Origin of the sequence: Salinimonas marina (assembly GCF_015644725.1) — a bacterium.
Taxonomy (GTDB): Bacteria; Pseudomonadota; Gammaproteobacteria; order Enterobacterales; family Alteromonadaceae; genus Alteromonas.
This window is the reverse complement of the sequence record NZ_CP064795.1, coordinates 1,079,760-1,101,071: the sequence shown is the minus strand read 5'-3', so window position 1 is coordinate 1,101,071 and position 21,312 is coordinate 1,079,760. Positions and strand designations below refer to the sequence as shown.

The window sequence follows — 21,312 nt, the reverse complement described above, 5'->3', positions numbered from 1 at the left end:
CCTAACCCTTTGTGTAGGCTTTGCCAGGCCGCAAACGCAATGCTCTGGCCAGCAGGAAAAGAAGAAAAATCAATACCAGCGGCGCCAGGGCAATATTGATAAATTTGACCCAGTTACCCAGTCGGTCGATGTCCCGGTCAAGTTCATAGCGCACTTCACGAAGCTGCTTGCGCACCGTGACCCGCTTTTCAATAAATTGATCAATGGTGCGCTGTTGTTCGTCGGTTAATACCACTGCCGCACCCTGGCCCTGCTGGCTGTTTAACTGAGCGAGTTTGGCCTCAGTGCGAGCCAGCTCATCCTGCAGTTTCTGTTCATGCTCGGTAAACCGGGTCTGAGCATCATCCTGCAACGCCTCTACCCGAACAAATGGCCGGCTGCTCTGACCTCTGCTACGAATACTGATAAGGGCATTGCCCCCGGCCAGGTTTTCGGTAGCATTGCTGATAAAATCACCATTATTGGCAAAAGGGGTATACACCACATCGCCAAAGAATGGACTTTGCTGGACCCAGAAGCGATCAGCTAACATGTCAGCATCGGCCACCACCAACACATTCAGATGATCTGTCGTGGCTTTAAAATCACTGGCGCTGGTACCAGGGGGCGGCTGCGAAAAGGCTGAAATCGTAGTGCCTGTCACATGCCCGGCCAGGGTATAGGTTTGAGGGCTTCCCGTTAATCCGCGCTTTAATGCGCCACTGCCGGCCTGGGCAATGTACTCGCTGGTTTCGTACAGATACCCCTGGGCAGAAGACTGTAATAACGGGGTGATATCCAGGGTTGAGGAAGGCAGCAACGATAACGTACCTGCTGACGCCATATTTACCGACTCCAGATTCGCGGTAATAACGTCTTCGGCATTCATCTGCTCGCGTCCCAAACCAACAAACCCCGGATGACTGACGACCTGTCCCTGACCAGGTCGTATTTCCAGCCCCAGCACCCCATCGAGCAGCACTTTGTCACTGGCAACATCTATGCCCCAGGCCTGTAATAAGCTGGTGTCCGAACTGTTTGGCTCGCTACTGCCCATCATCGCCAGCATGTCTGACTCGTAATGTGGATCGGCAAACGCAATCACCCTACCCCGGTTCATGGCAAATTGGTCAACCGCGTATTTAAGGGTTTCGCTCATTTGTTTTGGGTGCGCCAGCATTACCACATCGGTGTTGTCAGGCAGGCTGTCTGCGGACGCCGGAACCCGCCTAACATCAAACAGCTGGGTTAATTGTTCGTAAAACACCATCGAGCGCTCGTAGCGCGCCGACATTGGGTTCTGACCACCGGCTACCGGCAAATCGGTTACCAGAGCCACTACCGGCTTTTGCGCATCACTTAGCTGGTGCAGCAGCTTAGTAAGCTCGTATTCTAAAAAGGGTTCTTTTTGTGGGTCGAAAAAATGCACCGTATGCTGATCATCCAGCATATTGGTCGCCGCCAGGCCAAAATACACCGTATCCTTTGCACCGGAAAGCGTGGCGCCGGTTAAACCAAACTGAGTCGCCGCGTCTTCTTCTTCAGAAAATGGCTCGGGGTCGATAATATTCAGTCGGATTTTACCCTCTGCGGCTTTTTCGTATTCCCGCAACAGGCTTTCTACCCGACTGGCGTAATTGCGCAGCTGCGTCATGCCTTTGGTGGCATCTTCTGAAAAAAAGAAGTGCAGGATTACCGGTTCATCAATATTGTCGATGACCTGATGGCTACCCTCAGACAGGGTGTAAACTTTGGATTCGGTAAGATCCAGTCTGACACTATCAAGTAACTGGTTATTAATAATAACCAGTGCCACAAATAACAATGCCATTAATAGCAGGGTGTACAGGGCCGTAATCCTACGCATCATTCAGGCCGCCTTTTCTTGTTCGATGATGATTTGACAGGCATACAGCCACAAACCAATTGCCAGGGAAAAATAAACCACATCATTGAGGGCAATGACCCCTTTTGCCATTGCTTCAAAACGCTGTAAAAAGCTAAACGAGGCAACGGTATCCACCACCCCGTTGCCGGCCCACTGGGTAAAGGCATCCAGGACTAAATCTGAGCCGGAAGCCACGAACAAAAAACACACCATGATTGCCAGGACAAAGGCGATTACCTGATTTTTGGTCAACGCTGACATACACAAACTAATGGCCAGGAAGGCGCCGGACATCAGCCAGCTCCCCACATACGCAGCCAGTATAATACCGTTATCGGGCTGGCCCAGATAATTCACTGTCAGCCACACCGGAAAGGTAAGCAGCAGCGCCAGCAGCAACACCAGCCAGGCGGCAAAGAATTTGCCCAGTACCGCCTGTGTCACCGTAACCGGGAGGGTCATCAACAATTCGATAGTACCCGAGCGGCGTTCCTCAGCCCACCCGCGCATGGCAATGGCGGGGACGAGAAACAGATACAGCCACGGATGAAAGTTAAAAAATGGCTGCAGGTCTGCCTGCCCGCGTTCATACAAATCGCCCATAAAAAACGTAAAAATACCGCTTAACATCAAAAAAATGGCGATAAACACATACGCGATGGGGGTCGCAAAAAATGCCGCAAACTCCCGACGGGCAATAAGAAAAACTGCATTCATCGGGTACTCTCCTGTGAGGTGATTTGTACAAAAACATCGTCAAGGCGGCCGTCATCAACATGCAGACGGTCAATCGGCAGGCGAAAATGCTGAACATGTTCGGTAATAGGACCCAGAATATGTTTGCCCGGTTCGGGAAACAGCGTCACTTCGCCGGTTTGTTTGTCCACCTGCATATCGGCGACGCCGTCGATTTCTAATAACCCCGTGATGTCAGCTGCATAACTGAGTTTGAGCGTGACCGCCTGGTGATATTTCGACTGTTGCTGCAGCTGCATCGGGGTGCCGTCAAAACGCATCGCCCCGTCAGCAATAATCATTACCCGATTACAGACCGCACTTACCTCTTCCAGAATATGCGTAGAAATGATCACCAGCTTATCTTTCGACAGGTTTTTGATAAGCTTGCGCACATGCTGCTTCTGGTTAGGATCAAGACCATCAGTGGGCTCATCCAGAATCAGAATTTGGGGATTATGCACCATTGCCTGTGCCAGCCCCACCCGGCGTTTGAAACCTTTTGATAAGGTATCAATGGTTTTATCCAGAACCTCCTGAAGCTCTACCTGCTCAATGACTTCTTTAAGCCGGGCGTGTTTCTCCTGTTTACTTAATCCTCTGATATCTGATACAAAATTAAGAAATTGAAAGGTGGTCATGTCAGCATAGGCAGGTGCGCCTTCAGGCAAATAGCCGATATCGCGCTGTAACTGACTGGCATTTTTACTCATGCGGCGTCCATTCACCCGCACGTGGCCCGTAGTTGGCGTAAGAAAACCGGTCAGCATTTTCATGGTGGTCGACTTACCGGCACCGTTTGGCCCTAAAAAGCCAACAATATCCCCCGCTTTCACTTCGAACGACAAATCGTTCACCGCGGTAAAATCACCGAACGATTTACTGAGATTTTTTACTGATATCATCAAATTTCCTGCTACGAACGCATCGCGACTGTCTTTTCCATCAGGCCTTCGTACCTGCCGGCTAATTCTGTTGAAGCGACCTCTTTAATAAGGATTTTACCTCAAATATCAATACACGTATGGATATAGCACAGAAGTTTTATTACTTCTACGCCGCCTTATGGGCACCGTGCCTCGGCCCGCCCTGTCACCGCGCGGCTTGCACAATGCAGAGACTGTTCCGGGATACCTGGCTGGCTCATTCTTTTTTAGCAGCCGCCTGGCAAAACAGTCTGACAATCTGCAGATAATCATTACAATGCATTTTATTGTCTGTCGCCAAAGGGCATTGCCTATGCCATCTCAATCGTATGCCGTGTCACCGGTAGGGCACATTATCAGCCCATTTAAACAAAAATTTGCCATCCCACGCCAGCCAAATCTGGCCGAAGCGGAAGGCGAGATTCATTTAAACGAGGACTTTAAGGACCTTAGCGCATTTAAAGGTATCGAAGGTTTTAGTCATCTGTGGCTGTTATTTGTGTTTCATCAAACCCAGCCACGGGGATGGAAGCCCCTGGTTAAGGCACCAAGGCTTGGGGGCAACGCCACCCTGGGGGTATTTGCCAGCCGCAGCACGCATCGACCTAACAGTATCGGTTTATCGGTGGTCAAAAATGAAGGGGTGGAGTTTCGCAACAAGCGTCCGGTGCTCAAAGTCAGTGGCGTGGATTTGCTATGCGATACCCCCATTATCGACATAAAACCTTACCTGCCCTACGCCGATAGCATCAGTGAAGCCACCGACCCGCTGGCGCAGTACGCCGACATCCCCACCCGTTCAGTGGTCTTTGCCCGTCAGGTTACCGAACAGCTGAGTGCGCCGGACTCCCCGTTTTCGTCTAAACTACCAGCACTAATAGAAAGCGTCCTGCAGCAGGATCCACGACCGGCCTACCGGCAGCAAAATGAGAATGACTCGAAAATCTACAAAGTCAGGCTATACAACGCTGATGTCAGCTGGCAAGTGAGTGCTGGCGCGGTAATTGTCAGTGAACTGGTAAGGTGTGATGAATAACAACTGACATTTTTCTTTTTTGCCTTTTTCTATACTGCTAAACTAGCGCCGATTTTTATTTTCCCAAAGGATGAGACGCGAATAATGCGCACAAGCCAATATCTACTTTCCACCCAAAAAGAGACACCAGCAGATGCAGAAGTGATCAGTCATCAGCTTATGCTACGGGCTGGCATGATTCGAAAGCTGGCCTCCGGACTGTATACCTGGCTTCCTTCGGGACTTCGCGTGTTAAACAAAGTGGCTAATATTGTCCGTGAAGAGATGAATCGTGCCGGCGGTGTGGAAGTCCTGATGCCAGTGGTGCAACCAGCCGATTTGTGGGAAGAGTCTGGACGCTGGGAAGAATATGGCCCGGAATTATTGCGGGTGAAAGATCGCCATCAGCGCGACTTTGTATTGGGTCCGACGCATGAAGAAGTGATCACCGCGCTGGTACGAAATGAAATCAATAGTTATAAGCAGCTGCCTTTGAATCTGTACCAGATTCAGACCAAATTCCGGGATGAAGTACGTCCGCGCTTTGGAATTATGCGCGGCCGGGAATTTACCATGAAAGATGCCTATAGCTTTCATCTGGATGACACCTGTTTAGACGCGACTTACCAGAAAATGTATCAGGCCTATAGCAATATTTTTGAACGTATGGGCTTGAGCTACCGGGCGGTTATTGCTGACTCTGGCTCGATTGGCGGCAGTGTCTCCCACGAGTTTCATGTGCTGGCTGAATCTGGTGAAGATGCCATCGCGTTTTCTAATACCAGCGATTACGCTGCCAATGTGGAAATGGCGCCCGCTCAAAAACCGGGCGTTGTACAGCAACCTTCTGGTGCCGCGGTCGAAGTCGTTGAAAAACCTGAAAATCAGGCCCTGGAAGACTTTTATAGCAAGGTCAGCAGCAGCGCCAGCCAGACGTTACAGGTGGTGGTGGTTAAAGCGGCCGACGCCCAGGACAATACCGCTGGAGCAGAACAGTGGGTAGCACTGGTGCTGCGCGCTGATCATACTTTGAATGCCGTCAAGGCAGAAAAGCTACCCGGCATCGCCACCCCTCTGGTGCTGGCCAGTGAAGAAAAAGCCACCAGCTTGCTAGGCTGCAGTCCCCTATTTGCTGATGCCACCAAATTGGATATTGAAACGGTTGTGGATCACAGCGCCGCGGTGCTGGCTGACTTTATCTGCGGCGCTGGCGCTGCCAACAAAATGCAACTTAACGCTAACTGGTCACAAACACCTGACTCGGCAGACATTCGCAATGTCATGGCCGGCGATACCGCCCCGGACGAACAGGGTCAGATTGAAATAAAACGTGGCATTGAAGTAGGTCATATTTTCCAGCTGGGCGACAAATATTCAAAAGCGATGAATTGTGGGGTGCTAAGCGAAACCGGCAAACACCAGACCCTCACCATGGGCTGTTACGGCATTGGCGTGTCACGCATCGTGGCGGCGGCGATTGAGCAGAATCATGATAAGTTTGGCATTATCTGGCCAGACGCCATTGCCCCATTCAAGGTAGCGCTTATTCCGATGAATATGCACAAATCTCAGCGTATTAAAGAAACCGCCGAAGCCTTGTATGAGAAGCTGACCGAGCTGGGTGTTGAAGTGCTGTTTGACGATCGTAAAGAGCGTCCAGGTGTAATGTTTAATGATATGGAATTAATTGGCATACCTCACAGCATTGTTATTGGTGAAAGAAACCTAGACAATCAGCAGGTTGAATATAAACATCGCCGAACCGGGGAAAAACAACTGCTCGACATTGACGCCATCAGCGACTTTGTCAGCGCGTTGTAGTTTGCCTGAGTGGATAGTCGGTTGAGCCTGCAGGAGGAACCATGCAGCTAACGTTTTACGGTGTACGAGGCTCTATCCCTACCCCAGGGAAAGATTTTGTCCGCTATGGAGGTAATACCGCCTGTGTGCATGTGGCCACAGACGATGGAACGGATGTTATTTTTGATGCCGGCACCGGCATTCGTCAGCTGGGCGGGGTCCTGATCAAAAAAACCACACCCATCCACTTGTTGCTGACGCACAATCACTGGGATCACATCCAGGGCTTTCCGTTTTTTGCCCCCATCTATCAAAAAGATCGGCAAATCAACATTACTCCGGGGCAGACTACCCTGCCTGAGCATGATCAGATTCTGCGTCAGATGCAAGGCTCGGTGTTTCCGGTCCCCTCCAGTGCGCTGTTGTCTAAAATTGAGATTACGCCACTACCTGAAGAGACCGAACAATGGAATATCGGTGCGGCCGCGCTGTCGCGGTTACCGATGAACCATCCGGGCAAAGGCAGCGCCTATGCCATTGTGGCCGACGGCATCAAAGTGGTGTACATGACCGACAATGAGCTGTATCCACCTTACCGTAAAGAAACCGACTTTTTGTCCTTTGTGGACTTTGCCCGCGACGCCGACCTTATCATCCATGATGCGCAGTATATGTTGTCTGACATGCCTGCCAAGTCGGGTTGGGGCCATTCGGTAGCCGAAGAAGCGGTAAAGCTGGCGATGGCCTGCAATGCCAAACGACTGGCATTGTACAGTCATGATCCTGAGCGTACCGATGATGACATCGATGCGGTCGTGGCGCACTGTCACCGGTTTATTGATGCCGCTGAATCGCCGCTGGAAATGATGGCCGCTGCAGAAGGTTTATCCGTCAATTTCGCCTGATAAGGGAGTCACTTGGTGAAACGGTTACTGGTTACATTGCTGGCGCTGGGGTTATGCCCCGGCGCTCCTGTTTTTGCGCAGGAAACGACGCCGCCCCAAAATCAACAGACTAATCAGGAAGCCGACAAAATTAAGCAGGCGCCGAGTATTCTGAGCTCACGCTTCGAGGCTGATCGCAAGGCACTGGATAACCTGTTTGTGATCTCTCAGCACCACCCCAACTTCATTTTGCCCATCTCCTATGTCACCAATCCTAACTCCGTGGGTAACGAAGAGCTCACTCCGAACAATGTGGATAACAAAGAAGCCAAATTTCAGCTGAGTGTGAAGTTGCCGGTGTATCTGCAACATGACACGACCGATGGTCTGTATGTTGGTTTTACCCTGACTTCATTCTGGCAACTATACAACTCTGAGGTGTCCAAGCCATTTCGAGAAACCAACTACGAGCCTGAAATTTTTTATATGAAAGAGGCTGACATCACCCTGTTGGGATACGACTTCAGTGCCTTGCAGGTGGGCTTTAATCATATGTCTAATGGCCAGTCCGGGTTACGCTCACGTAGTTGGAACCGGCTTTTTGCCAGTGTGCTGTTTTCCGATTATGACAACCTTTACTATCTAAAAACCTGGTACCGTATTCCTGAAGATGACAAACGTTCGCCCGCTGATCCCACCGGTGACGACAATCCCAATCTTCAGGATTATTATGGTCGGGTCGAATTGGGTTATGGCACCCGTGTGGGTAATTTTAAATTACTGGCGCGACTACGTAATAACCTCAGTTTTGGCACCAATCGGGGTAGCCTCGAATTAAATCTCAGCTACCCGATGTCGGATCGCTATGAAATACTGCTGCAGTATTTCAACGGCTTTGGTGATTCACTCATAGACTATGACCGCTCTCAGGAACGTATCGGGCTGGGCGTGCAGCTGATGTTTTTATAATCTGAAGCGATGTAGGTCTGCCAGCTTAACCTGGCGAATAAGCGGCTTCGGTGACCCCGGCGGCCCTAAACAATTGCAGATGCACCTTTACCAACGCCTCTATATCACGCTGGTAACCACCACCAATCACACACGCTACCGGTAACTTATGCTTTTTGCACCAGTTCAGTACCATGGTGTCACGCTCAAACACCCCGTCGGTAGTAATGTCCAGCAAGCCTAAATCATCATCGGTATGAATATCCACCCCGGCGTCATAAATCACCGCGTCCGGACTAAAACAGCGTTCAATCAAATGCAGGGTGGTGTCCAGCGTATCCAGATATTCAGCATCGTGGCAGTGTTTAGGCAAGCCCATATCCAGATTTGAATGTTGTTTACGATGGGGAAAATTCTTTTCACCATGCAGTGAAACCGTGAACACAGACGCATCATTTTCTGCCAGGTGGGCGGTACCATCGCCCTGATGCACATCACAGTCAATGATGAGTATATTGTCTATTCCCGGCTGAGTTTGCATTGACCTGGCCGCCAGGTACAAGTCATTAAATAAGCAGTAGCCTGAACCAAAGCTGGCAAACGCATGATGATAGCCGCCGGTCAGGTTTAACGCCAGACCGTGCTCTAGTGCATTATGCGCGGTTAAACATGTGCCGCCCACTGCGGTGAGGGAGCGTTTAATCAGTTGCTCCGACCATTTAAAGCCAATGCGGCGCATGGCTTTGGCATCCAGCAGCCCCTGGGTGAGAGCATGAATGTAGTCATGATCATAATATTCGGTTAGGGCATCAGTGGTCACCGGTATCGGTGATTGAAAAGCACTGGCGGGCACCCCTTCCCGGCACAACGCATCGAAAATCCCCTGATATTTTTGTATCGGAAACCGATGACGGGGAGGCAGGGACAACTGACTGTAGATAGGGTCAAAGGTCAATGGAATCATGAATTATAAATACACCCTGCAGCGAAAGGATCCAAGTCGTCAACCTGACAGAAAGCGATTAGCGGGTCAAGGAGCCCACGACGTTCTCTACATTCGCCGCCATGGCTTTCATCGCCGTCGAGATATCATCCCGTTGCGACAGCTGTTCATAATGCGCAGCCGAGCTTACCACCTGCCCGATAACCTCTTCGACCTCTTTTAAAACCTGCTCCTGTTCGTCTGCGGTGGTATGTAAAGACTGTACTACTGCTGCGGTTTGTTCAATATTTGCTACCACCTGACTAAGGGTGGATAGCGCCGTACTAGCTTCCTGCGCATTACTGTCGGACAGGGCTTTGCCCTGTGTCATCGCCACTACCGCTGAGCGGGCTTCGGCCTCAAACGACGATAAAATATCGTTGATTTCACGGGTTGATTGCTGGGTTTTGGCTGCCAGCGCCCGGACCTCGTCAGCCACTACCGCAAAGCCACGCCCATGCTCGCCCGCCCGAGCGGCTTCAATTGCTGCATTCAGGGCCAGCAAATTGGTTTGGTCGGCAATTTCGTTGATTACATTGACTACTTTCAGAATATTCACACTGCGACTTTGCAACTCATTCACCGTACCGGCGGTGGCATTAACAGTTTGCGCCAGCTGATGAAATCCAGCATTGGCTTTTTCAAAGGTGGCATAGCAACTGGCCACCTGGGTCTGGGAGCTTCCCGTGGCCCGGGCCACCTGCTCAGTAATATGAGTAAGATTATGCACCATGGTGGTCAGCCTAGCAGTGCTATGCTCTAACGACTGACTGGCTTGTTGCTGTTGGGTGGCCCCGCCCTGAATTGACTGACTAACCTGCGCCAGTGAGTCGATGGCGGTAGTCATTTTGTGCTCGGCACTTTGTAACATACCTACCGAGTTAATCAGTTTGCTTTGCAGCGCCCGGGTGGCCTGCGCCAATACGCCCAGTTCATGCGCGCTGGTGTAGCTCAGCTCATCCCGGTAGTCGCTTTTAGACAGGGCATCCAGACAATGTGCTATTTGCCTGACGGGTTGTATCACGCCGGTACGCAAGCGCATCACTACATACAAAAGACCGCCGGCTGACAGTAGCAGCGCCGCGCCCAGTATCAGCCACAAGGTAGTGTGGGTGGTACTACGTAGCTGAGCAAATGCCTGGTGGGAGGTCTGGGCAATATTATCTGCCGCTGAGGCCAGCAACCGGGCTGGCTCGCGGTCGATGCCACGCACCCTTTCATCAGCCACCGCAGGTTCAAAACCCGAATCAATAAATGCCTGATAGCCGTCACGATATTTTTTCGCCATCAGTGCATGGGCGCGGGTAAATTTATCGATATCCCCCGGGTCGCTTCGCTTAAGTACGTGTTTTGCGCTAGCGTACCGATGAGGTCGCCTATCTGTGCTTCGCTTTGTAAAAAACGCTGCCAGTATTTGACGCGGGCGTCCTCGTCTGTTCCCCGTAGCAAGACATTTTTCCACTCCTGAACCTGTGTTTTAAAGGTCGATAACACCACATTGACTTCTCGCTCAGCCTGCAGCTGGTTGCTCTCCAGACGCTCATAATGACTCAGCAAAGAAAATGACTGATACAGGGAGGCTGCATTAAGTGTCACCAGGATTATCAGGGTAATTAAAACGGGCGTCATTACCAGACGGTTGATGCTGGTGTACTTCATAATAGCGGATCCTAAGGTGAACTTTGCGGACGCCATTACACGCAGTCTTTGTTACAGTTTTATGACAAAGCCCACCCCTCGGGTATGCCAGGATAATGCTTCGTTTTCCCGGCGATACCTTTTTCCCGTGGGTCGGTGAATCTTCAGCAGCGGCAGTGGTCAGTCGCTGTCGTAATTTTCTGCGTCGGCATCAAAGCCTTCAAGCACCAGCTTACCGCACGCTTGGTTAGACTCGAGTATCTGGTGAGCCCGGAGAAGATTGTCGGCGGTAATTGTGCCCAGATGCTCACCCAGGGTCGTCCGCAGCGTGTTATTGTCAATCAGCCGGCTGATCTGATTAAGAATATTGTGCTGCTCCTGTAAATCGGGGGTGTTGAACAACGAGCGGGTGTACATAAACTCCCAGTGCAGCGAAATACTTTTACGCTTTAACGCCAATATATCCAACTGCTGCGGATCATCAATCAGACCAAATTTCCCCTGGGCTTTAAGGACATTCACACACGCGTCAAAATGGGTATCGGTGTGGGTCAGACTGGCAATATAATCGACGGTCTCAATACCTGCTTTTTTCAGTTCCTGGTCAAGTGGCTGGCTATGGTCAATAACATGATCAGCTCCCAGATCACGCACCCACTTCTGGCTTTGCGCTCTGGAGGCGGTGGCGATTACAGTAAGTCCGGTAAGCTGTTTAGCTAACTGAATCATAATCGACCCAACGCCGCCCGCGCCGCCCACAATCAGTAGACTTTGTTGCTTTCCGGTTTCATCGGTAGGAACCTGCAAACGCGAAAACAGCAACTCCCAGGCGGTCAGTGAGGTCAGGGGTAAGGCTGCAGCTTCACTAACACTGACAGACTTCGGGGCATGACCCACAATGCGTTCGTCCACCAGCTGATATTGGGCATTACTGCCCTGACGGGAAATATCCCCGCATAAAAGACTTTATCGCCGGGCGTAAACAAGGTGCAGTTACGCCCTACGGCTTCTACCGTACCTACCGCATCCCAGCCCAACACCTTGAACTCATCGGCAGCAGGCGCAACGTTGCGGCGTATTTTTGTATCTACCGGATTCACCGAAATGGCTTCAACGGCAATCAGTAAATCGTGTCCGGCCGGCACCGGCTTGGCCGTATTAAACGCGCTTAATGCGTCTGCATGAGGCGTATCGCTGGTTTGTTTGTATCCAAAAGCAAGCATGAGATCTTTCCTTTAGTTAAAGTTGGTAACGAGTAAATTAAGCCTACCATGGGGTGACGCATAAGGGTAAAGCTATGCTTTTCAAAAACATAGTTTGGGGTAATTCTCCAGGTTCTGAATTGGGGTTAAGCCGTGGGTGCGCAGCAGACATCTACCGCTATCGCGGTAGCTTAAGGTTTGACTTGTGCTTCATGCTATCCCGATATTAACTTACAGACAAATAACTTGCTTTGCATGCGCAGGTAGGCAGACTGGTCTACCTACCCATTGAGACCCACCCAGGATTATTATGACGCTACGGTCTGGCCAGAAACCTGAAAGTGCGCGGGCTCGCTTGCTGGCTGCAGCTGCAATACTGTTTTACAAAAATGGCATCACCGCTACCGGCATCGATTCCATTATAAAGCAGGCAGGCGTTGCGAAAAAAGTCTCTACAATAATTTTACCTCGAAGGCCGATTTAGTTACGGCCTACCTGGAAGCCCGCCATGCTGAATGGCTCTGTCTTTATGAAGCGCAGCTTGGCAAAGCTTCCACCTCGCAGGAACGTGTGATGGCGGTCTTTCTGGCCTACGAGGATCACGCCGAACAAAGCTACAACCGCGGTTTTCGAGGTTGCGGTTTGCTCAATGCCGCAGCTGAATTACCAGCCGAAGCAACAGCTAGAAATGTGGTAAAAGGCCACAAGGAGCAGGTGCAGGCATTGCTGGCCCTGCATCTGGGGCAACTGCTGGAGGACGCCCCCTCTGAAGTGCCTCACCTGGCTTATCATTTCGCTTTTCTGCTGGAAGGTGCAATGGCACGAGCCGGCCTTGAGGGGCGAAGCGATTGCCTTCACCAGGCCCGCAACATCGCTGCAGCCATGTTGGAGGCATTATGAAGCGAGCACTTGATGAAAGTCTGTTGGGATTTATCGCCGTGTTTATTGCCGCGGTGTTGTGGGGAACCACCGGAACGGCCGCTACTTTTGCCCCGGAGGTTAGCGCTGTAGCGATAGGCGCAGTAGCGATGGGGTTTGGCGGCCTGCTGCAGGCCCTGCTTGCTGGCAGACAAATTCGGCAAAATGCGGCTCATTTAAAAGCCCAGTGGAAATACCTGATCACGGGGCGGTAGCCGTAGCTATTTACCCACTAGTGTTTTATGCCTCGATGCGGCTGGCGGGGGTTACGATAGGCACTGTGGTCTCTATAGGTTCAGCGCCTTTGTTATCTGCCCTGATTGAATACTTCCTGGACGGGCTGCGGCTTACCCGTCGCTGGATGCTTGGCGCTGGCCTTGGCTTAGCAGGAATAATAATGCTTTCGATAGCTGACGCAGGTAACGATGGCACCACCGGCGCTGCCGCCAGTGTGCTACCGGGCGTAATGCTCGGGTTGTTGGCCGGCCTGACCTATGCGCTGTACTCATGGACAGCCCGCCGTCTTATGCAGCGGAATATAGCGCCCCGGGCAGCGATGGGCGCAACTTTCGGGCTGGGTGGCATAATATTAATACCGGTGCTTCTGGCCACCGGGGCCCCGCTATTGGCCACATGGGTTAATGCATCAGTAGGACTGTACATGGCTTTGGTTCCCATGTTTCTGGGTTATGTGTGTTATGGGCATGGACTGGCGCGAATTCCTGCCAGCACCGCTACTACGATCACATTATCAGAACCTGTGGTGGCGGCCTGCCTGGCAGTCGTCATTGTCGGAGAACACCTTTCGGCGGCAGGCTGGATGGGCATCGCGCTAATCCTCACCTGTTTAATTTGTATCAGCCTTCCGGTTAAAGCATTTAATCAAAAATCTTAATAAACACTATCCAATGATAGCTGAAAAAACGGATAGACCTTGGCAACTTTATAGCCGGCTTTACCCCCCCAATCTGGCCCACCTATTCTAATTCTTTAGCATAGAACCCCGCTCATGGCATGTCGGAAAATATTTACTGCGTGCTGCGCTCTCAGGGTTCTCGTCGAACCGTCTTCGGTGTCCCCGAATTTCGCCTGCGTCGACACAGCAAACACAAAAAAGTCCGCCATAAGGCGGACTTTTTTAAAGTTTACGATTCGCTAGCACAGCGGTTGTGTTGTGCGAGTGTTATTCCCACTCAATGGTGGCCGGTGGCTTACCTGAGATATCGTATACCACCCGCGAAATCCCATCGATTTCATTGATGATTCGGTTTGAAACCCGACCTAAGAAATCGTAGGGCAAATGCGCCCAGTGCGCGGTCATAAAATCGATGGTTTCGACGGCCCGCAGCGACACCACCCAATCATACTTACGGGCATCACCCATAACGCCGACTGAACGTACCGGTAAGAATACCGTAAATGCCTGGCTGACCTTGTTATACAAATCAGCAGCCCACAATTCTTCGATAAATATGGCGTCGGCTTTACGCAGCAAGTCGCAGTATTCTTTTTTGATTTCGCCCAGTACCCGGACACCCAGGCCCGGTCCGGGGAACGGATGACGATACAACATGTCATAAGGCAGACCCAGTTCAAGACCTATCTTACGTACTTCGTCTTTAAACAATTCACGCAAAGGCTCCACCAGGCCCATTTTCATGTCTTCGGGCAGCCCACCGACATTATGGTGTGACTTGATCACATGGGCTTTACCCGTGGCCGAACCGGCAGACTCAATCACATCCGGATAAATGGTGCCCTGTGCCAGCCACTTGGCATTCGTCAGTTTGGCTGCCTGTTCATCAAACACCCGTACAAACTCGTTGCCAATGATTTTACGCTTGGCTTCTGGCTCGGCTTCCCCTTCCAAAGCTTTTAAAAACCGGTCTTCGGCGTCCACCTTGATAATGTTCAGACCAAAATGATCACCGAACATATCCATTACCTGCTGGCCTTCGTTTAATCGCAGTAAGCCATTATCCACAAACACACAGGTTAGCTGGGTACCAATGGCTCGATGCACCAGCATGGCCACTACCGAGGAGTCCACCCCGCCGGATAAGCCCAGAACCACATGGTCATCGCCCACTTTTTCTTTGATACGAGCAATCGCATCATCGATGATAGCTGCCGGCGTCCACAGTTTTTCACACTTACAGATATCCATAATAAAGTGGGTTAACACTCGCATACCCTGACGCGTGTGTGTGACCTCAGGGTGAAACTGTACCCCGAAGAACTGCTTTTCTAGGTTGTGCATAGCAGCGTGGGGGCATGATGGCGTTTTTGCTGTGGTCACAAATCCTTCAGGAATGCTTTCGACCTTGTCACCATGACTCATCCATACATCCATCAGCGCATTACCGTTTTCGCTGATATGATCTTCAATTTTATCCAGCAGCGGACAGGGCTCACTGACTTCCACCTGAGCATAACCAAACTCGCGCTTATTGGAGCCAAATACACTACCGCCCAGCTGTTCGGCCATGGTCTGCATCCCGTAGCACACCCCTAACACCGGGACCCCGGCCTCGAATACATATTGAGGAGCACGTGGCGAGTTCAGCTTGGTGACCGATTCCGGGCCACCAGATAAAATGATTCCCTGCGGATTAAACTCACGAATCTGGGCTTCGGTGACATCCCAGGCCCAAAGTTCGCAGTACACCCCGATTTCCCTTACCCGACGTGCAATTAGCTGGCTGTACTGTGAACCGAAATCCAGTATCAGAATGCGTTGCTCATGAATATTAGTGGTCATTGTTGTTACCCGTATTTAAAACCAAACAGGCTGGTCGAAACCAGCCTGATGTAAAGCGATGAAGTGGCTTAGCCCATACGATAGTTGGGCGCTTCTTTAGTGATACTGACATCATGCACGTGGGACTCGCCCATGCCGGCCGAGGTCACTTTGACGAATTTTGCTTCGTTGCGCAAAATATCAATAGTGGCACAGCCGGTCAGACCCATGGCAGAACGCAAACCGCCCATCTGCTGATGGATGATATTGGCAATGGGCCCTTTGTACGCCACCCGTCCCTCGATACCTTCTGGTACCAGCTTTTCGGCACTGTTCGGATCCTGGAAATAGCGATCGGATGAGCCATGGCTTTGATCCATCGCCCCTAATGAACCCATGCCCCGGTACGATTTGAAATAACGTCCCTGGTATAATTCCACTTCACCGGGTGCTTCCTCGGTCCCGGCCAGCATGCTGCCTACCATTACACAACTGGCGCCGGCGGCCAGGGCTTTGGCGATGTCACCAGAAAAACGAATACCACCATCGGCAATAATCGGTACTCCTGAACCCTCAATGGCGTCCACCGCGTCGGATACCGCACTGATTTGTGGCACACCACAACCTGTCACAATACGGGTAGTACAAATAGAGCCTGGACCAATACCGACTTTTACCGCATCTACGCCAGCCTCAACCAGCGCTTTGGCCCCGGCCGCTGTCGCCACATTACCGGCAATAATTTCCAGGTCTGGATAAGCCTGGCGTACCTTCGCCACGCGATCGATAACGCCTTGAGAGTGACCATGGGAGGTATCGATAAGCAATACATCAACGCCCGCGTCGACCAGCAACTGGATACGTTCGTCAGTACCCGGACCAACTCCTACCGCAGCACCTACCCGCAGACGGCCCAGCGAGTCTTTACAGGCATTTGGTTTGCTTTCCGCTTTCTGGAAATCTTTTACGGTAATCAGGCCGGTAAGTTTGAAGTTGTCATCTACAACGAGAATTTTTTCGATACGGTTAGCGTGCATCAGTTCCAGTACCTGCTCAGAACTCGCACCTTCTTTCACCGTAACCAGCTTGTCTTTGCCGGTCATGACCTTGTGCACGGGGAGCTCAAGGCGGTTTTCAAAACGCATGTCACGGCCGGTCACAATACCAATCAGGTTATTGTCATCATCGGTTACCGGAAAACCGGAATAGCCGAGCTTTTTGCTCAGAGCCAGCACGTCGCCAAGCGCAGTGTCTTTTGACACGGTAACCGGATCTGAAACCACGCCACTTTCGTACTTTTTCACTTCGCGTACGTGACGGGCCTGTTCTTCAGGCTGCATGTTCTTGTGAATAAACCCTAATCCGCCTTCCTGGGCCAGGGCTATAGCCAGACGCGCTTCGGTCACGGTATCCATGGCCGCAGAGACCATCGGGATATTCAGCGTAATATTGCGCGTAAGCTTGGTCTGCAGGTTTGCAGTATGAGGGAGGACTGATGAGTGGCCGGGAACCAGCAACACATCATCAAAAGTCAGGGCTTCCTGGACGATTCGAAGCATGCAACAACACCTTTTTAGTCGGGGGTTAATTGCGGCGCAATTGTAGTGTTTTTTAAGTTTCAGGTAAACTGTATTTGAATTTTATCAATAAGAAATTTTTTTAATGCTTTTTAATAGTCCCTCTACCAGTCGCCAAATTTTGTCTGTGACCAAGCTAAACCGCCTGGCTCGCACGATTTTGGAAGGCGAAATAGGCCTTATCTGGCTGTCGGCCGAAATTTCGAATTTTGTGTGTGCGGCCTCCGGGCACTGGTACTTTACCCTGAAAGACAATAAAGCCCAGGTAAGGGCGGCCATGTTCAAAAACACCAACCGTGGAGTGCGCCAACGTCCGAAAGAAGGGGATAAGGTGCTGGTGCGGGCGTCAGTGGGTCTGTACGAGCCCCGGGGAGATTATCAGCTGATTGTTGAGCATCTGGAGCCGGATGGTGAAGGCCAGCTTAAGCAGGCCTTTGAGGCATTAAAGACACAGCTTCATCAGGCCGGGTTATTTGCGCCGGAAAAGAAGCAGCCCCTGCCCCAGACAATCCGTCGCATAGGTATTATTACCTCGATTTCGGGGCCGCCTTACATGACGCGCTCACCGTGTTACAGCGGCGCAGTCCTACTACTGAGGTGGTGGTATACCCCACTCTGGTGCAGGGTGAAACCGCCCATATCCAGCTGATAAGCGCGATAGAACGGGCCAATCAACGCGCCGAAGTTGATGTGATCTTGCTTACCCGGGGCGGCGGCTCGCTGGAAGATTTATGGTGTTTTAACCATGAAGCACTGGCTTATGCCATCGCCGAGAGTCAGTTGCCGGTAATCAGCGCCGTGGGGCATGAGGTGGATGTGACCATTGCCGATTTTGTGGCCGACCTGCGCGCCCCGACCCCGTCGGCCGGTGCCGAGTTGCTGAGTCAGGACCAACAGGCGATGCAACAACAGGTGGCACAGGTCACCCGGGCGTTACATAAAGCCTGGGCGCAGCATGCTAAGCAAAGCCAGCACCATCTGTTGTTACTTAACCAGCGCTTAAAAGCCTGTCATCCAGCGAATCAGTTAAAAACCCAGTCACAGCAGGTAGACCGTTTGCAACTGGCGTTAACCCAGGGGTTGAATACCCGCCTTGTCCAGTTGCAGCGCCGGCACGATCAACTATCAAATCGCCTGTTCCAGCAAAACCCCGCAATGCAACTGACCCGGTTAAAAGCCCGCCACGGCGCCTTGGAATACCGTTTAAACGAGGCGGTAAAAAAACAGCTACACCACAGTAAGCAACGGCTTGGTAATTCAGTACAGCTATTGCAGTCGGTGAGCCCGTTAGCCACCCTGGCGCGCGGCTACAGCATTAGTTTTACCGGCACTGATGCAGTGACCTCTGTGGAACAGGTCAGTGAGGGTCAGTCTATTGAAACCCGGGTAGCAGATGGCACGATTGTGAGTACGGTGACTGGCAAGCGTTCGGTGTGAGTAGTTATGCAGGCGTCTGACCGGGGTCGGGCGCCCCTCTGGTTGCCATCGCCCACGCGACAAAGAGGCTAAGGTTTTCTGACACCTTTGCAGGGATGAATTCGCAATATCTATCGTTGTTTTAGAGAAAATCCCTAGGAGCAACAAAGCTTTTCCCACCCCTTCGCCGGACTGCCGGCAGCAGCTTAAGGGGAAGAATTCTTTCTTCCCCTTAAGGATCCCCTATCGACCCCTGTCGTGAAAAGCATTACCCAGCAGCCTCAGATGGTCACCACCGACCGACACGGCGCATCCCTGCACCGAGCCGGCCTGACTCGGAATCCATTCCTCGTCTGGCAACCATTTTTCTGAGTCTCCGGGGTAATTTCACTCCAAAGGGTTATTCTCTTTCTTTGTAGTAAAGCTCTTCACAAATACCAAAATAACCTAGTACTAGCTTTAGCCCATCGAAGCGTATTGATGCGTAGCACAGTCAAGCGACCCGAGAGCCAAGGCAGGACGCCGCAGGCAAGGGGAACCGGGACAGGCAAGAGAACAGAATGTCCCGTTTTTCCTGGTTCGGGTTGCCTGTGTGAAGCAACAATTGCTCACGCTTCGCCAGGGCAAACGAGCCAGAACCCGGGAAAGCTCAGAGGAGCGCCGGGTGCCCCTCTGGTTGCCGTCGCCCACGCGACAAGAAGGTGAGATTGCAGCCAATCTACTCAGGGATAATGACAAACATCAAAGATTCTTTGCTAATGTAATAATTGCCCTACATGCATTACAAAACCTATAGGTTGCTATGAGATTATCCCTGCGGGCACACTAGTTTACCCCACCATCCGCCGGGCTGCCGGCAGCAGCTTAAGGGGAAGAGTTCTTTCTTCGTTGCCGACACCTGGTTTCTGGCTCAAGACAACCTAGTGTGTGTTGTAGCCTATTAGGGCGGCGGGTGTCCCTCTGGTTGCCATCGCCAACGCGACAAGAAGGTGGATACTTTCTGAAGTACTTGCAGGGATGAACTCGAAAAATCTTCAGTTTTATGAAGATGTCCCTGCTGCCAAAGCAAAGCACAATCAAAAAAGGGGCTCTCGCCCCTTAATCAACTTACTTACTTTTCTTGTGAAACGACATCATGCGTTTACGCTTGCGCTCCTGAGCCATCGTCAGCTTGTTCTTTTTACCCTCAAACGGGTTGGCCCCTTCCCGGAATTCTATGCGAATCGGGGTGCCCATGATTTTCAGTGACTTTCTGAAGTAATTCATCAGGAATCGTTTGTACGCGCCGGACAAACGGTCAACCTGATTACCATGTATCACAATAACCGGCGGGTTATAGCCGCCGGCATGAGCGTATTTCATTTTCACCCGACGACCCTGCACCAGGGGCGGCTGGTGCTCGTCCTGTGCCATTTCCATAATCTGGGTCAAAATAGAGGTATTGATACGGCGGGTGGCACTGTCGTAGGCTTCCACTACCGAGTCAAACAAATTGCCTACCCCGGAACCATGCAATGCAGAGATAAAGTGCAACCGGGCAAAATCGATAAAGCCCAGACGACGGTCAATCTCACGTTTAATTTCATCTTTAACATCAGTATCCAGCCCATCCCATTTGTTTACTGCCAGCACCAGTGAACGGCCTGAGTTCAGTACAAACCCCAGCAAGCTCAGATCCTGGTCCGAAAGACCTTCACGGGCATCAATGACCAGCAGCACCACATTGGACTCTTCAATGGCTTGCAAGGTTTTAACAATAGAAAACTTTTCTACCGCTTCGGTGATTTTGCGGCGCTTTCGCACACCCGCGGTATCAATCAGAATGTATTCACGATCATCACGCTCAAGTGGAATGTACACACTGTCGCGAGTGGTCCCCGGCATGTCATACACAATCACCCGATCTTCACCCAGAATACGGTTGGTTAAGGTCGACTTACCGACATTAGGCTTACCTACAATGGCCAGTTTGATCGGCAGATTTTTGAGCCGTTCAAGTTGCTCATCCGAGGTTAATTCTTCGTGCTCGGGCTTGGGCACCACTTCCATTTCCGGAAATTCATCGGCCAGCGGATTCAGCCCTTTATCCAACAGTTGTGAGACACCGCGGCCATGGGCGGCGGCAATCTGATACACATTGCCCAGACCCAGCGCATAAAAATCCGCGCTTTCACTGTCGCCATCAATACCATCAACCTTATTGGCCACCACATAGACTTTCTTACCAACTTTACGCAGATGTTCGGCGATTCCCTGATCAGCAGGCATCAGACCGGCCCGGGCATCCACCAAAAACAGCACCACATCTGCTTCATCAATGGCCAGCAACGACTGCTGGGCCATATGGGCATCAATGCCGGCCTCGTCACCGGTAATCCCGCCGGTATCTACCACAATAAATTGCTTGCGATCAAAGGTGGCCTGTCCGTATTTGCGGTCACGGGTGAGCCCCGGAAAATCCGCTACAAGCGCGTCCCGGGTATTGGTTAGTCGATTAAATAACGTGGATTTTCCGACATTTGGCCGGCCCACCAGTGCAACTACAGGCAACATTAATGTATTCCTACATGAGATATAAACAAAAACGAACAAGCCGCGTTAGCACGCGGCTTGTTCTATATAGCTATATTGTACCGCTAAACGCAAAGTTCGTCAGCCGTCCGG

17 protein-coding genes and 2 pseudogenes are annotated in these 21,312 nt (G+C 51.4%); 9 read left to right on the top strand and 10 right to left on the bottom strand.

Annotated features, from left to right (window positions below):
• Nucleotide 1 precedes the first annotated feature (1 nt).
• Genes IT774_RS04700 through IT774_RS04690 form a run of 3 tightly spaced genes read right to left on the bottom strand, consistent with a single transcriptional unit; the run spans nucleotide 2 to nucleotide 3,507 of the window.
• Entirely contained in the window at nucleotides 2-1,849 is a 1,848-nt protein-coding gene (locus IT774_RS04700; protein ID WP_232365124.1) for a GldG family protein, read from the bottom strand.
• Entirely contained in the window at nucleotides 1,850-2,584 is a 735-nt protein-coding gene (locus IT774_RS04695; protein ID WP_195811557.1) for an ABC transporter permease subunit, read from the bottom strand. It lies immediately after the preceding gene.
• Nucleotides 2,581-3,507, bottom strand: coding sequence for an ABC transporter ATP-binding protein (locus IT774_RS04690; protein WP_195811556.1), 927 nt, complete (start codon nucleotides 3,505-3,507; stop codon nucleotides 2,581-2,583). Before IT774_RS04690 ends, IT774_RS04695 begins: the two co-directional genes overlap by 4 nt.
• A 334-nt stretch (nucleotides 3,508-3,841) precedes the next feature.
• On the opposite strand from IT774_RS04690, the gene tsaA reads away from it, so the two are divergent.
• From tsaA to IT774_RS04670, 4 genes are all read left to right on the top strand, one after another.
• Complete coding sequence (tsaA, locus tag IT774_RS04685) at nucleotides 3,842-4,564, top strand: tRNA (N6-threonylcarbamoyladenosine(37)-N6)-methyltransferase TrmO (RefSeq protein ID WP_195811555.1); 723 nt, start codon at nucleotides 3,842-3,844, stop codon at nucleotides 4,562-4,564.
• A gap of 84 nt (nucleotides 4,565-4,648) precedes the next feature.
• Nucleotides 4,649-6,364, top strand: a complete 1,716-nt coding sequence (locus IT774_RS04680) for a proline--tRNA ligase (protein WP_195811554.1) — start codon at nucleotides 4,649-4,651, stop codon at nucleotides 6,362-6,364.
• Nucleotides 6,365-6,405: 41 nt separating this feature from the next.
• Complete coding sequence (locus tag IT774_RS04675; RefSeq protein WP_195811553.1) at nucleotides 6,406-7,248, top strand: MBL fold metallo-hydrolase; 843 nt, start codon at nucleotides 6,406-6,408, stop codon at nucleotides 7,246-7,248.
• A gap of 15 nt (nucleotides 7,249-7,263) precedes the next feature.
• A complete protein-coding gene (locus IT774_RS04670) occupies nucleotides 7,264-8,196 on the top strand; it encodes a phospholipase A (protein WP_232365123.1) in 933 nt (310 codons plus the stop codon).
• A gap of 25 nt (nucleotides 8,197-8,221) precedes the next feature.
• On the opposite strand, the gene IT774_RS04665 is transcribed toward IT774_RS04670, so the two are convergent.
• The 4 genes and pseudogenes from IT774_RS04665 to IT774_RS04655 all read right to left on the bottom strand — a co-directional run bounded on the left by IT774_RS04665 (nucleotide 8,222) and on the right by IT774_RS04655 (nucleotide 12,018).
• Nucleotides 8,222-9,139, bottom strand: coding sequence for a histone deacetylase family protein (locus tag IT774_RS04665; protein ID WP_195811552.1), 918 nt, complete (start codon nucleotides 9,137-9,139; stop codon nucleotides 8,222-8,224).
• 58 nt (nucleotides 9,140-9,197) lie between these two features.
• Nucleotides 9,198-10,445, bottom strand: coding sequence for a methyl-accepting chemotaxis protein (locus IT774_RS04660; protein ID WP_232365122.1), 1,248 nt, complete (start codon nucleotides 10,443-10,445; stop codon nucleotides 9,198-9,200).
• The gene (locus tag IT774_RS17300; protein WP_232365121.1) at nucleotides 10,445-10,816 is read right to left on the bottom strand and encodes a hypothetical protein; all 372 of its coding nucleotides are present in this window, start codon (nucleotides 10,814-10,816) and stop codon (nucleotides 10,445-10,447) included. Before IT774_RS17300 ends, IT774_RS04660 begins: the two co-directional genes overlap by 1 nt.
• Before the next feature lie 159 nt (nucleotides 10,817-10,975).
• A pseudogene (locus IT774_RS04655) lies at nucleotides 10,976-12,018 on the bottom strand (zinc-binding alcohol dehydrogenase family protein).
• A gap of 289 nt (nucleotides 12,019-12,307) precedes the next feature.
• Here IT774_RS04655 and IT774_RS17990 point away from each other — a divergent pair.
• From IT774_RS17990 to IT774_RS17290, 4 genes are all read left to right on the top strand, one after another.
• On the top strand, nucleotides 12,308-12,481 hold the full coding sequence (locus tag IT774_RS17990; protein WP_218958948.1) for a TetR family transcriptional regulator: 174 nt from the start codon (nucleotides 12,308-12,310) through the stop codon (nucleotides 12,479-12,481).
• Nucleotides 12,482-12,570: 89 nt separating this feature from the next.
• The gene (locus IT774_RS17005) at nucleotides 12,571-12,897 is read left to right on the top strand and encodes a hypothetical protein (protein WP_218958947.1); all 327 of its coding nucleotides are present in this window, start codon (nucleotides 12,571-12,573) and stop codon (nucleotides 12,895-12,897) included.
• A complete protein-coding gene (locus IT774_RS17295; RefSeq protein ID WP_232365120.1) occupies nucleotides 12,894-13,130 on the top strand; it encodes a hypothetical protein in 237 nt (78 codons plus the stop codon). The genes IT774_RS17005 and IT774_RS17295 overlap by 4 nt, the downstream gene beginning before the upstream one ends.
• Nucleotides 13,131-13,312: 182 nt before the next feature.
• Nucleotides 13,313-13,810: a DMT family transporter gene (locus tag IT774_RS17290; RefSeq protein WP_232365119.1), complete on the top strand. Its 498-nt coding sequence runs from the start codon at nucleotides 13,313-13,315 to the stop codon at nucleotides 13,808-13,810.
• A 288-nt stretch (nucleotides 13,811-14,098) separates the two neighbouring features.
• Here the strand turns inward: IT774_RS17290 and guaA are convergent, their stop codons facing one another.
• On the bottom strand, nucleotides 14,099-15,676 hold the full coding sequence (guaA, locus tag IT774_RS04640; protein WP_195811551.1) for a glutamine-hydrolyzing GMP synthase: 1,578 nt from the start codon (nucleotides 15,674-15,676) through the stop codon (nucleotides 14,099-14,101).
• A 68-nt stretch (nucleotides 15,677-15,744) separates the two neighbouring features.
• Nucleotides 15,745-17,214: an IMP dehydrogenase gene (gene guaB / locus IT774_RS04635; RefSeq protein ID WP_195811550.1), complete on the bottom strand. Its 1,470-nt coding sequence runs from the start codon at nucleotides 17,212-17,214 to the stop codon at nucleotides 15,745-15,747.
• Between the two features lie 103 nt (nucleotides 17,215-17,317).
• On the opposite strand from guaB, the pseudogene xseA reads away from it, so the two are divergent.
• A pseudogene (gene xseA, locus IT774_RS04630) lies at nucleotides 17,318-18,669 on the top strand (exodeoxyribonuclease VII large subunit).
• Nucleotides 18,670-19,755: 1,086 nt separating this feature from the next.
• On the opposite strand, the gene der reads toward xseA, so the two are convergent.
• Nucleotides 19,756-21,201 (bottom strand): ribosome biogenesis GTPase Der, encoded by a 1,446-nt coding sequence (gene der / locus IT774_RS04625; RefSeq protein ID WP_195811549.1) that lies wholly within the window; start codon nucleotides 21,199-21,201, stop codon nucleotides 19,756-19,758.
• Between the last annotated feature and the right edge of the window lie 111 nt (nucleotides 21,202-21,312).